Source organism: Streptomyces fuscigenes, assembly GCF_021556455.1.
Taxonomy (GTDB): domain Bacteria; phylum Actinomycetota; class Actinomycetes; order Streptomycetales; family Streptomycetaceae; genus Streptomyces; species Streptomyces fuscigenes.
Map to the genome: position 1 here is coordinate 1 of NZ_JAKGCV010000139.1, position 12693 is coordinate 12693.

The following is a 12693-nucleotide window of genomic DNA, read 5'->3' on the forward strand; positions in this document are numbered from 1 at the left end:
CCCCCGGCCAGCTCGGCGTCCTCGCCGGTGCGGGCGTCGTGGACGCGGGCGGCCTCGGGCTGCTCACGGTGCTCGGCGCCCTGATGGAGACGGTCACCGGGCACGCCCCGGCCGTGCCGGCCCCCCGCCGCCGCCCGGCGGCGTCCGAGGCGGGCGAACCCGCCGACTGCCCCGCCGGACAGGCGCCGGGCGGGGGTCCCGCCTTCGAGGTGATCTACCTGCTGGAAGCCGGATCCGGCGCCGTGGACCGGCTGAAGGACCGGCTCGACGCGCTCGGCGACTGCCTCGTCGTCGGCGGCGGCGAGGGACTGTGGAAGGTCCACGTGCACACCGACGACGCGGGCGCCGCCGTGGAGGCGGGCATCGAGGCGGGCCGCCCGTACCGGATCCGCGTCAGCCACTTGGCCCCGCACGGGAGCGGCCCCTCCCCGGACGACCCGGCCCCGGGCGGGGAGCGGGCGCAGCGCGCCGTCGTCGCCCTCGTCCCCGGCGAGGGCCTCGCGGGTCTGTGCGGGCAGGCGGGTGCCACCACCCTGCTCGTCCACGCGGGCGAACCGCCGGCCAGCGGCGAACTGGTCGAGGCGATCCGGCGGGCGCACGCGCGCGAGATCGTGCTGCTGCCCAACGACCCCGCACTGCGCCACACCGCGGCCGCCGCGGCCGCCCAGGCCCGCGCCGAGGGGGTGCGGGTCGCCCTGATCCCCACCCGGGCCGCCGTCCAGGGCATCGCGGCGCTCGCCGTCCACCAGCCGGAGCGGCGCTTCGACGAGGACGTCGTCGCCATGACGTCGGCGGCCGGCGCCACCCGCTACGGCGAACTCGCGATCGCCGAGCGCATGGCCTGGACCACCGCCGGCATCTGCCAGGCCGGGGACGTCCTCGGCCTGATCGACGGGGACATCGCGGTGATCGGCACCGACCTCGCCGCCACCGCGGCGGCCGTGCTCGACCGCATGCTCTCCGCGGGCGGCGAACTCGTCACGCTCGTCCTCGGCGACGACGTGCCGGACGCCCTCGCCGACGGTCTGGAGGCCCATGTGCGCGGCGGCCACCTGGCCGTCGACACGGTCGTGCACCGGGGCGGCGGACGGACGGCGCCGCTCCTCATCGGCGTCGAATGACGCCGATGTCCGAGGCGTGGTGTGGAATGGACGACGTGTCCGCGCTTGACGAACCCCTCAAGAAGACACTCGGCCCGCCCACCGCGAAGGTGATGGCCGAGCAACTGGGCCTGCACACCGTGGGGGACCTCCTCCATCACTATCCGCGCCGCTACGAGGAGCGGGGCCGGCTCACGCGCCTGGCCGACCTCCCGCTCGACGAGGACGTCACGGTGGTCGCGGAGGTCGCAGACTCCCGCGTGCTGCGCTTCAACGGCGGCCGCGGCCAGCGCCTGGAGATCACCCTCACCGACGGCAGCGGCCGGCTCCAGCTGGTCTTCTTCGGCCGGGGCATCCACAAACCGCACAAGGAACTGCAGCCCGGCAGCCGCGCCATGTTCGCGGGCAAGGTGTCCGTCTTCAACCGCAAGCTCCAGCTCGCCCACCCGACGTACGTGACGCTCGGGCCCGCGGGGGGTGCCGAGGCGGAGGGAGCGCCTCCCGCCGACGGCGCCGGGGCCGACGCCGACGCCGCGGCGGTGGACGCGTTCGCGGGCAAGCTGCTCCCGATCTACCCCGCCTGCAAGGGCCTGGAGTCCTGGAAGATCGCCAAGGCCGTCGACCTGGTCCTGCCGCGGGCCGCCGAGGCCCTCGACCCGCTGCCGGAGGCGCTTCGGGCGGGCCGCGGCCTCACCTCGCTGCCCGAGGCGCTGCACAAGGTGCACCGGCCGCAGTCGAAGGCCGACATCGAGGACGCCCGCGAACGGCTCAAGTGGGACGAGGCGTTCGTGCTCCAGGTCGCGCTCGCCCGGCGCCGGCACGCGGACGGGCAGCTGCCCGCCGTGCCGCGCAGGGCGGTGGCGGGCGGGCTGCTCGACGCCTTCGACGCCCGCCTGCCCTTCACGCTCACCGAGGGCCAGGTGAAGGTCACCGACGAGATCTTCGCCGAGCTGGGCGGCGAGCACCCCATGCACCGCCTGCTGCAGGGCGAGGTGGGCTCCGGCAAGACGCTGGTGGCGCTTCGCGCGATGCTCGCCGTCGTGGACGCGGGCGGCCAGGCCGCCATGCTCGCCCCCACGGAGGTGCTCGCCCAGCAGCACCACCGTTCGATCACCGAGATGATGGGGGAACTGGCGCAGGGCGGGACGCTCGGGGCGGCGGAGAAAGCCACCAAGGTCGTCCTGCTGACCGGTTCCATGGGCACCGCGGCCCGCCGGCAGGCGCTGCTCGACCTCGTCACGGGCGAGGCCGGGATCGTCGTCGGCACCCACGCGCTCATCGAGGACAAGGTCCGCTTCCACGACCTCGGGCTCGTGGTGGTCGACGAGCAGCACCGCTTCGGCGTCGAGCAGCGCGACGCGCTGCGCTCGAAGGGCAAGCAGCCGCCGCACCTGCTGGTCATGACGGCCACGCCCATCCCCCGCACGGTCGCCATGACGGTCTTCGGCGACCTGGAGACCTCAGTCCTCGACCAGCTCCCCGCGGGCCGCTCCCCGATCGCGACGCATGTCGTGCCCGCCACGGACAAGCCGCACTTCCTCGCCCGGGCCTGGGACCGGGTGCGCGAGGAGGTCGCCGCGGGCCATCAGGCGTACGTGGTGTGCCCGCGCATCGGCGACGAGCCCGACGAGGGCGGCGGCAGCGGCAAGGCCGCCAAGGCCGCGGCGAAGAAGCAGGCAGCGGCTGAGGAAGGCGAGAAGCGCCCCGCGCTCGCCGTCGTCGAGGTCGCCGCGCAACTGGCCGCGGGGCCCCTCGCGGGGCTGCGGGTGGAGATCCTGCACGGCCGGATGGCCCCCGACGACAAGGACGCGGTGATGCGCCGCTTCGCGGCCGGCGAGACCGACGTGCTGGTCGCGACCACCGTCATCGAGGTCGGCGTCAACGTGCCCAACGCGACGGCCGTGGTGATCATGGACGCGGACCGCTTCGGCGTCTCCCAGCTGCACCAGCTGCGCGGCCGCGTCGGCCGCGGCTCGGCCCCCGGGCTGTGCCTGCTGGTCACGGACGCCCCGGAGGCCGGCCCCGCGCGCGCCCGGCTCGGCGCGGTCGCCGCGACGCTCGACGGCTTCGAGCTCTCCCGCATCGACCTCGAACAGCGCCGCGAGGGCGACGTCCTCGGCCAGGCGCAGTCCGGCGTGCGCTCCAGCCTGCGGATGCTCGCCGTAATCGAGGACGAGGAGGTCATCGCCGCCGCCCGCGAGGAGGCGGCCGCCGTCGTGGCGCGGGACCCCGAACTGGAGGGCTACCCGGAGCTGCGCACCGCGCTCGACGCCCTCCTCGACGCCGAACGGGAGCGCTACCTCGACAAGGGCTGACCGCGGGCGGGGGCGGCGCTGCCCGGAGCGGCGGCACGCCATATCGTGGGAGGCGACCAGCAGGGCTTCGACGAACCGAGGAACGACACCCATGACCCGCGTGATCGGCGGTGCCGCCGGCGGACGCCGGCTGGCCGTGCCGCCGGGCAACGGCACCAGGCCCACCTCGGACCGGGCGCGCGAGGGCCTCTTCTCCAGCTGGGAGTCGCAGCTCGGGACCCTCGCCGGGACCCGCGTCGCCGACCTGTACGCCGGATCGGGCGCCGTCGGACTCGAGGCCCTGTCCCGCGGCGCCGCGCACGCCCTGCTCGTCGAGGCCGACGGCAGGGCCGCCCGCACGGTGCGCGAGAACGCCCGGGCCGTCGGCCTGCCCGGCGCGGACGTGCGGACGGGCAAGGCCGAGCAGGTCGTCCGCGAGAGCGCCCCGGGCGACCCTTACGACGTCGTGTTCCTCGACCCGCCCTACGACGTGTCCGACGCCGATCTTCGCGAGATCCTGCTCACACTCGGCCGCCAGGGGTGGCTTGCGGACGGCGCCGTCGTCACCGTTGAACGCAGCACCAGGGGCGGCACGTTCGGCTGGCCGGAGTGCTTCGAGCCGGTGCGCTCCCGCCGCTACGGCGAGGGCACACTGTGGCACGGCAGGGCGGCCGCACCGGCAGCCGCCGGGCCCGCGTCCGCAGCAGCCGCGTCATGACACCGCCGGAGAGCGAGGAGACCCCATTGCGCCGCGCCGTCTGTCCCGGATCCTTCGATCCGATCACCAACGGACACCTCGACATCATCGCCCGCGCGTCCCGGCTCTACGACGTCGTCCACGTCGCCGTGATGATCAACATGTCCAAGAAGGGCCTGTTCACCGTCGACGAGCGCATCGACCTGATCCGCCGGGCGACCGCCGAGTTCGGCAACGTGGAGGTCGAGTCCTTCCACGGCCTGCTGGTCGACTTCTGCAAGGAACGCGACATCCCCGCCATCGTGAAGGGGCTGCGCGCCGTCAGCGACTTCGACTACGAGCTGCAGATGGCGCAGATGAACAACGGCCTGTCCGGCGTCGAGACGCTGTTCGTCCCCACCAACCCGACCTACAGCTTCCTGTCCTCCTCGCTCGTCAAGGAGGTCGCGACCTGGGGCGGCGACGTCTCCCACCTCCTGCCGCCGGTGGTGCACGAGGCGCTCGTCGCACGGCTCGCGGAGCGCTGAGGCCGCACGGCCCAACCGCCCTGCGGGGCAAGGGCCCTCACCCGGTGTCGCCCCCCGCCCCGCGGGTCGTACAGTCGTTGCGTCCCTCTCGTAATCCGGTTGAGAAAAGGCGAGCACACGGTGGACGTGCAGAAGAAGCTCGACGAGATCGTCGACGCTGTGGGGAACGCCAGGTCCATGCCCATGTCGGCGTCGTGCGTGGTGAACCGCGCCGAACTGCTCGCGATGCTGGAAGAGGTGCGCTCCGCCCTGCCCGGCTCGCTGGCGCAGGCCGAGGAGGTGATCGGCGGCCACGAGCAGCTCGCCGCGCAGGCCCGCCAGGAGGCCGACCGGATCATCCAGGAGGCGCACGCCCAGCGCTCGGCGCTGATCTCCGACACCGTCGTCGCCCGGCAGTCGCAGGACGAGGCGGACCGCATCCTCTCCGACGCCCGCCGCGACGCCGAGGAGATCCGCGCGGAGGCCGACGACTACGTCGACTCCAAGCTCGCCAACTTCGAGGTCGTCCTCACCAAGACGATCGGCTCGGTCGACCGGGGCCGCGAGAAGCTGCTCGGCCGCACCCCCGGCGAGGGCCCGGACGGTGAGGGCGCGGGCTACGACGACGACCCGGACGCGCCCGAGTACAGCGACGACCCGAGCACCCTGATCCGGCGCGCCGACGACTACGTCGACGTCAAGCTCGGCGCCTTCGAGGCCGTGCTCTCCAAGACCCTGGAGGCCGTCGGCCGCGGCCGGCAGAAGCTGCACGGCCGCATCGCCACCGACGACCTCGGCGCGCACATGGCCGCCCAGGACGCGTCCGGCGGCCAGGGCCTCGGCGAGTCCGACTTCCTCTCCGACCTCGCGGACATCAGGCCGCCCGCCCGGGAACGGCCCGCCCCGCGCGCCGTCGAGCCGGCCGCCGAGCCCGCCGCGGCCGAGGACCGGCCGATGATCCCCGCGAACGCCCAGCAGCCCTACCAGGACGGCGGCTACGCGGGGACCGGCTACGAGACCGGGTCCTACGACATGGGCGCCGTGCACGGCATGAACCCCGACGGCACGGGCGGCGACGCGGCGGGCGGCTATCAGGCCACAGGCCAGGGCTACGGCGGCGACCAGGGCTACGGCGGCTACGGGCAGCAGGACGCGTACGGCTACCAGCAGCAGGACCCGTACGCCTACCAGCAGGGCGGCTACGACCCCGCCGCGCAGGGCGCCCACCCCGACGCCTACGGCCAGGACGGCCAGGGCTACGGCTGGCAGCAGGACCCCGGGCAGCAGCACGACGCGTCCCACCAGCAGCACGACCCGTCGCAGCAGGGCCAGGCGGCGCTCGACGAGACGAGCTTCTTCGACACGAGCATGATCGACATGGAGGCCCTGCGGCGGTACGAAGAGGGCCGCTGACCACGGCCGGGGGACCGGATTGGGTCCTGCGGCACGCTACCGGTATCCTGGTCCTTCGGTCGCGCACACGTGTCGCGATCACGGCTGCCCGCCCGGACCGCCCGGTCCGAACGTCCCGCCCGCTCCACGGGGACACCGGCGGCAGCCCTCTCGGTGACATCCCGATCAGCTGAAGGCAGGGACGGTTGTGAACGCGCGCCTCGACCACCGCAACCCCCTCGTGTTCGACACGCACGAGCTGGGGCGGCGACCCGGTGCGCTCCAGCGGCTGACCCGGTCGGTCCCGGCTCCCAAGGACTTCGGCGTGGCCGACGTCATCGGGATCCCCGAGGGAAACCCCGTCGAGCTGAGCCTCCGGCTCGAATCGGTGATGGAGGGCGTGCTGGTCTCCGGTACCGCCCGTGCCACGGCCGAGGGGGAGTGCGTAAGGTGTCTGGAGCCGCTGAGCCGCAAGGTCGAGGCGGACATCCAGGAACTGTTCTCGTACCACGACGCCGACGACCGGGGCCGCCCCAAGGCGGAGCCCGGCGACGACGCCGAGGATGACGACGACAGGCTCTTCATCGAGGACGGCCTGTTCGACCTCGAACCGGTGCTGCGCGACGCGGTGGTGCTCGCACTGCCGATGCAGCCGCTGTGCACGGAGGACTGCGCAGGCCTGTGCCCCGAGTGCGGGGTCAGGCTGGCGGACGAGCCCGGGCACCACCACGATGCCGTCGACCCCCGGTGGGCGGCACTGCAAGGACTCGCCGAGACCGTCAAGGACGGCGAGAAGGACTCCATCGAGTACACAGACGGTGCCACACCCGGTGCCGCCGACGAGAAGCAGGAGAAGTAGCTGTGGCTGTTCCGAAGCGGAAGATGTCGCGCAGCAACACGCGCCACCGCCGGTCGCAGTGGAAGGCTGTGGCCCCCAACCTGGTGTCGTGCGAGCGCTGCCAGGAGCCGAAGCTGCAGCACATCGCGTGCCCCAGCTGCGGCACCTACAACAAGCGCCAGGTCATCGAGGTCTGAGCGGCTGGTGAGAGGCTCAATGTCTGACCTGTCCGCGGACAAGAACGCAAAGAAGCAGACAGACACCGTGCACACAGCCTCGTCCCACACGCTTCTGGAAGGGCGGCTCGGGTATCACCTTGAGTCCGCCCTTCTGGTGCGTGCGCTGACGCACCGTTCCTTCGCCTACGAGAACGGCGGACTGCCCACCAACGAGCGCCTGGAGTTCCTGGGCGACTCGGTGCTCGGGCTGGTGGTCACGGACACGCTGTACCGCATCCACCCCGACCTGCCCGAGGGCCAGCTCGCGAAGCTGCGCGCCGCCGTGGTGAACGCGAGAGCGCTCGCCGAGGTCAGCCGCGGCCTCGACCTGGGGGCCTTCATCCGGCTCGGCCGCGGTGAGGAGGGCACGGGCGGGCGCGACAAGGCGTCCATCCTCGCCGACACCCTCGAAGCGGTGATCGGCGCGGTCTATCTCGACCAGGGCCTCGACGCGGCCTCCGAACTGGTGCACCGCCTCTTCGACCCGCTGATCGAGAAGTCCTCGAACCTCGGTGCGGGACTCGACTGGAAGACCAGTCTCCAGGAGCTCACGGCGGCGGAGAGCCTCGGCGTGCCCGAGTACCTCGTCACCGAGAAGGGCCCCGACCACGAGAAGACCTTCACTGCTGCCGCCCGCGTCGGTGGTGTCTCGTACGGCACCGGCACCGGCCGCAGCAAAAAGGAGGCGGAGCAGCAGGCCGCCGAGTCCGCGTGGCGCGCCATCAGGGCCGCGGCGGACGAGCGGGCTGCCGCGTCGGACTCCGTTCCGCAGGACTGACGTGCCCGAACTGCCCGAGGTGGAGGTCGTACGGCGCGGACTCGAGCGCTGGGTGAGCGGCCGGACGGTCGCCGAGGCCGAGGTGCTGCACCCGCGCGCCGTACGACGCCATCTCGCGGGCGGCGAGGACTTCGCCGCCCGCCTCGAGGGCCGCACCTTCGGGCCGGCCCGGCGGCGCGGCAAGTACCTGTGGCTCCCGCTCGACGATCCGGGGTACTCCGTCCTCGGCCACCTCGGGATGAGCGGTCAGCTGCTGGTGCGGCCGAAGGACGCGCCGGACGAGAAGCACCTGCGCGTGCGCCTGCGGTTCGCCGACGCGCTGGACACGGAACTGCGCTTCGTCGACCAGCGCACCTTCGGCGGCCTGTCGCTGCACGACAACACCCCCGACGGCCTCCCGGACGTCATCGCGCACATCGCGCGCGACCCGCTGGACCCCGACTTCGACGACGCGGCGTTCCCCGTCGCCCTGCGGGCGAAGCGCACGACGGTCAAGCGCGCCCTGCTGGACCAGTCCCTCATCAGCGGCGTCGGCAACATCTACGCCGACGAGGCGCTGTGGCGCAGCCGCCTGCACTACGACCGGCCGACCGCGACGCTGACCCGGCCCGCGGTGGTCGAGCTGCTCGGGCACGTACGGGACGTGATGAACGCGGCCCTCGACGTCGGCGGCACCAGCTTCGACAGCCTCTACGTGAACGTGAACGGCGAGTCGGGCTACTTCGACCGCTCGCTCGACGCGTACGGCCGGGAGGACGAGCCGTGCCACCGGTGCGGCACGCCGATGCGGCGCAGGCCCTGGATGAACCGGTCGAGCTACTTCTGCCCGCGCTGCCAGCGCCCGCCGCGGACGAGCGCCTGACGCTCCCCGCGAACCCGGCCGGCGCGGCGGTCCGCCGCCGGGGGCGGCGGACCGAGGCCGTCCCGCGGGCCCGGCACATCATCCGTACCGCGATCCACGCGGCGGGCGGGTTCACCCCGTCGTGGGGCGACGCGACGGCGCCGGCCGTCGCGGTCGAGTACGAGCCGGAGACGACGGAACTCGCGCCCGCCTGACGCGCTCGGGCGACTGCGCCCGCGACCGGGGTCCGGTCGGGGGCGCGATGCTGTGCGTGCCCGCTCATCAGGTCATACGGAATCGCGGCCCGGAGGTCCCGGCCGCACGCGTGAAGGACGGGGACGGCCCGGCCGGTGCCGCACCGGGCCACCCAGGACCCGGGCGGGTCCCGCCGTTCGTGGGGCGTCCTCAGAAGCCGAAGTCCTGCGTCCACCAGGGGCCGCCCGTGCCGTAGTGCACGCCGACGCCCAGGCGGGTGTAGTCGCAGTTCAGGATGTTCGCACGGTGGCCCTCGGAGTTCATCCAGGCGTCCATGACGGCCTGGGGGTCGGCCTGGCCGCGCGCTATGTTCTCGCCGCCGAGGCTCTTCACGCCGGCGGCGTCCGCGCGGTCCCAGGGCGTCTTGCCGTCGGGGTCCGTGTGGTCGAAGAAGTCCCGCGCGGCCATCTCGTCGCTGAAGTTCTGCGCGAGCGAGTCGAGCGAGGGATCGTCCGTGAGGGGACTGCAGCCGGCCTTCGCCCGCTCCTGGTTGACCAGGCTGAGGATCTGCGCGGCCGCCGAGGCGTCGGGAGCGGAGGACGCGGGCGCCTTGACGACGTGGGGCGTGGTGGCGGGCGCGGGCGCCTTGGTCACCGGGGCCTTCGTCGGGACGACCTTCTTCTGCGGTGTCGCGGGCGCCTTCGGGCTCCGCGAGGGCGACGGCTTGTGGGACGGCTTGGCGACGGGGCTGTGCGACGCCTTCGGCGTGGCGGGCGCGGAGGTCGTCGCGCCGGAGCCGGCGGGGGAGTCCGTCGGCGAGGCGCTGTCGCCGCCCTGCTGGCGCAGGTCGGCCGGGCCGCCGTCGGTCTGCACCTGCTCGCCGCCGGGAGCGGCCGCGCCCACCTCGTAGTGGCCGCCGCCGGGTATCAGCCCGGAGGCCACGGCCACGGCGCCCACGGCCATCGCGGCGGACGCGCCCAGCAGGCCGGTGCGTACGGGGGCGGCCACGCGCCTGCGGCGCTCGCCCCCCGCGTGCCGGCCGCCGGCCGGAGCCTGCTCGGAAACGGGGGCGGGCCGGGCAGCGGAGCGTCCATGGCGTCCCATCCGCGGTCCTTCCTCGTGAACTCGGTGTCTGGGTTACGTCCTCGCGATGTGACGCGCACGCGCACCTGAGCGCCTCGGGCATCACGGGCCTCACCCGAACGAGTGAGGCGTATCGCGACGGGACTGTACGCCATGATGTGTGGGGCCGGTGAGGCCTGAGAGGAAATAGACGGTTAGCTTGCGTCCATGGACGAACATGTACGACTCACCGCGTGGGTGCGCGGCCGAGTACAGGGAGTGGGGTTCCGCTGGTTCACCAGGGAGAACGCCCTGCGGATCGGCGGCCTGACGGGCTTCGCTCTCAACCTCGACGACGGCCGTGTGCAGGTCGTGGCCGAAGGGACGCGTGAGAATTGCCACCGGCTGCTGGACTGGCTCAGGTCCGACGACACGCCCGGCCGCGTCGACGGCGTCACTGAGATCTGGGACACCCCGCGCGGCGGGTACGAGGCCTTCGCCATCCGGTGAGGAAGGGTCGCTCCGCGTCGGCGCGGACGGCCGTGCGGCGGGTCCGGGGGCGGCGCACGCATGCCGCTCGACCGATGTGACCAGGTGCTTGCCAGGGCGTGCCCGCGCGTGCGAGGCTGCCGCACCGACGGGGGTCCGGGCGCCGGAACCCGCGGGAAGCAGGCCGCGACCGGGCGCCGGGAGCGCCGGGCCGCAGGAGGCCGCGCCCGCACGGACCGTGATCGTGTTGACCGTCAAACTTTTTGGTGAGACTCTGGAAGCCCCGCGCACACCAACTGTTCGGCAGCGAGAACCGCAGAGATCACACCCTCTCTGCCGGGCACGCGGATGCGTTTTTCCCTCACGAAACCACGACCCACACCGCATTCGGTCGGTCACTCATTGTGGAGGACCATCCATCATGGCAAAGGCGCTTCTCGGTTATGTCGGCGGTTCCGACCCGCGACTCCTCGCCGAGATGCGACGGCTTCAGCAGCGTGTCCAGGACCTGGAGTCCGAACTCGTACGGATCCAGTCCGAGAACGACGCGTTGAGCGCTGCCGCCGCACAGCACCCTGGAGAGTCGCTGCTCGACGGCATCGACATCGATGTTTCCCAGGAGCCTGCGCTCACCTGATCATCGGCCCGCCAGGGCCGTCGTCGGGTGAGATCATTCCGCCGGCAAGAATAATGCAAGGGACGCTCCGGCGTCCCTTCTTTCTTTCGTCTCCGTCTCCCCCGGTGGCGGGTCCCCTCGAAGAGCCCCAAGTCCCTCGCGGCACTGCGTCCTTCAATCCTCCCCGGGCTCTTTCTTAACGTCTGATGTGCCCTGCACGCTCAGTGGTGAAACCGCCGACGGACGATCGGTGCGGGTAGAGTCCGGCGGCGTGCACCTCAAGGCCATGACACTGCGGGGGTTCAAGTCGTTCGCGTCCGCCACGACGCTGCGGTTCGAACCGGGCATCACCTGCGTCGTGGGCCCCAACGGCTCCGGCAAGTCCAACGTGGTCGACGCACTGTCCTGGGTGATGGGCGAGCAGGGCGCGAAGTCGCTGCGCGGCGGCAAGATGGAGGACGTCATCTTCGCCGGGACGACGGGCCGCCCGCCCCTCGGCCGCGCCGAGGTCTCCCTGACGATCGACAATTCCGACGGCGCGCTGCCCATCGAGTACGCCGAGGTCACGATCACGCGGATCATGTTCCGCGGCGGCAGCAGCGAGTACCAGATCAACGGCGACACCTGCCGGCTGCTCGACATCCAGGACCTCCTCTCCGACTCCGGCATCGGCCGCGAGATGCACGTCATCGTCGGGCAGGGGCAGCTCGACTCCGTCCTGCACGCCGACCCGATGGGCCGCCGGGCCTTCATCGAGGAGGCGGCGGGCGTCCTCAAGCACCGCAAGCGCAAGGAGAAGGCGCTGCGGAAGCTCGACGCGATGCAGGCGAACCTCGCGCGCGTCCAGGACCTCACCGACGAGCTGCGCAGACAGCTCAAGCCCCTCGGGCGGCAGGCCGCCGTCGCCCGGCGCGCCGCCGTCATCCAGGCCGACCTGCGCGACGCGCGCCTGCGCCTGCTCGCCGACGACCTCGTACGCCTGAAGGAGGCGCTGCGCACGGAGGTCGCGGACGAGGCGGAGCTCAAGCGCCGCAAGGAGGAGGCCGAGGCGCGGCTCAAGACGGCGCTGACCCGCGAGGCCGACCTGGAGGACGAGGTGCGGCGCCTGGCGCCGCGCCTGAGCCGCGCACAGGAGACGTGGTACGGGCTGTCGCAGCTCGCCGAGCGGGTGCGCGGCACCGTCTCCCTCGCCGACGCGCGCGTCACCAGCGCGACCCAGGCGCCCGGCGAGGAACGGCGCGGCCGGGACCCCGAGGACATGGAGCGCGAGGCGGCCCGCATCCGCGAGCAGGAGGCCGAGCTGGAGGCCGCCCTGGAGGCCGCGGAGCGGGCCCGCGAGGACACCGTCTCCCACCGCTTCGAGCTGGAGCGCGCACTCGCCTCCGAGGAACGCCGGCTCAAGGACGCCGCCCGCGCCGTCGCGGACCGCCGCGAACAGCTCGCCCGCCTGCAGGGGCAGGTCACCGCGGCCCACGGCCGGGCGGCGTCGGCGCAGGCCGAGATCGACCGCCTCGCCGCGAGCCGCGACGGGGCCCGGGACCGGGCCGTCGCCGCGCAGGAGGAGTACGAGCAGCTGAAGGCCGAGGTCGACGGCCTCGACGCCGGCGACCACGAGCTGGGCGAGGAGCACGAGGCGGCCCGCCGGGAGCTGGCCGCCGCGGAGGCCG

At 73.1% G+C, this 12693-nt stretch carries 13 protein-coding genes; 12 read left to right on the forward strand and 1 reads right to left on the reverse strand.

The window, feature by feature from the left end:
- The 9 genes from L1885_RS13865 to mutM form a co-directional block, all read left to right on the forward strand.
- The coding region (locus tag L1885_RS13865; RefSeq protein WP_505016776.1) for a fatty acid kinase subunit FakA-related protein at positions 1-1121 on the forward strand (1121 nt) is incomplete at its 5' end.
- Between the two features lie 26 nt (positions 1122-1147).
- A complete protein-coding gene (gene recG, locus L1885_RS13870; RefSeq protein WP_235797395.1) occupies positions 1148-3415 on the forward strand; it encodes an ATP-dependent DNA helicase RecG in 2268 nt (755 codons plus the stop codon).
- Between the two features lie 91 nt (positions 3416-3506).
- On the forward strand, positions 3507-4112 hold the full coding sequence (gene rsmD / locus L1885_RS13875) for a 16S rRNA (guanine(966)-N(2))-methyltransferase RsmD (RefSeq protein WP_235797396.1): 606 nt from the start codon (positions 3507-3509) through the stop codon (positions 4110-4112).
- A 26-nt stretch (positions 4113-4138) separates the two neighbouring features.
- Entirely contained in the window at positions 4139-4618 is a 480-nt protein-coding gene (gene coaD / locus L1885_RS13880; protein WP_235797406.1) for a pantetheine-phosphate adenylyltransferase, read from the forward strand.
- Between the two features lie 120 nt (positions 4619-4738).
- On the forward strand, positions 4739-6010 hold the full coding sequence (locus L1885_RS13885) for a F0F1 ATP synthase subunit B (RefSeq protein WP_235797397.1): 1272 nt from the start codon (positions 4739-4741) through the stop codon (positions 6008-6010).
- Positions 6011-6197: 187 nt separating this feature from the next.
- Complete coding sequence (locus L1885_RS13890; RefSeq protein ID WP_235797398.1) at positions 6198-6848, forward strand: YceD family protein; 651 nt, start codon at positions 6198-6200, stop codon at positions 6846-6848.
- Between the two features lie 2 nt (positions 6849-6850).
- Entirely contained in the window at positions 6851-7024 is a 174-nt protein-coding gene (gene rpmF / locus L1885_RS13895) for a 50S ribosomal protein L32 (protein ID WP_235797399.1), read from the forward strand.
- A 19-nt stretch (positions 7025-7043) separates the two neighbouring features.
- Positions 7044-7823: a ribonuclease III gene (rnc, locus tag L1885_RS13900; RefSeq protein ID WP_235797400.1), complete on the forward strand. Its 780-nt coding sequence runs from the start codon at positions 7044-7046 to the stop codon at positions 7821-7823.
- Position 7824: 1 nt separating this feature from the next.
- Entirely contained in the window at positions 7825-8685 is an 861-nt protein-coding gene (gene mutM / locus L1885_RS13905; protein ID WP_235797401.1) for a bifunctional DNA-formamidopyrimidine glycosylase/DNA-(apurinic or apyrimidinic site) lyase, read from the forward strand.
- Between the two features lie 384 nt (positions 8686-9069).
- On the opposite strand, the gene L1885_RS13910 is transcribed toward mutM, so the two are convergent.
- Positions 9070-9963: a CAP domain-containing protein gene (locus L1885_RS13910; protein ID WP_235797402.1), complete on the reverse strand. Its 894-nt coding sequence runs from the start codon at positions 9961-9963 to the stop codon at positions 9070-9072.
- A gap of 186 nt (positions 9964-10149) precedes the next feature.
- Between L1885_RS13910 and L1885_RS13915 the strand changes: the two genes are divergently transcribed.
- The 3 genes from L1885_RS13915 to L1885_RS13925 all read left to right on the forward strand — a co-directional run.
- Entirely contained in the window at positions 10150-10431 is a 282-nt protein-coding gene (locus tag L1885_RS13915; RefSeq protein WP_235797403.1) for an acylphosphatase, read from the forward strand.
- A 400-nt stretch (positions 10432-10831) separates the two neighbouring features.
- A complete protein-coding gene (locus L1885_RS13920; RefSeq protein WP_235797404.1) occupies positions 10832-11047 on the forward strand; it encodes a hypothetical protein in 216 nt (71 codons plus the stop codon).
- Between the two features lie 250 nt (positions 11048-11297).
- A partial coding sequence (locus tag L1885_RS13925; protein ID WP_235797405.1) for a chromosome segregation SMC family protein occupies positions 11298-12693 on the forward strand: 1396 nt, incomplete at its 3' end.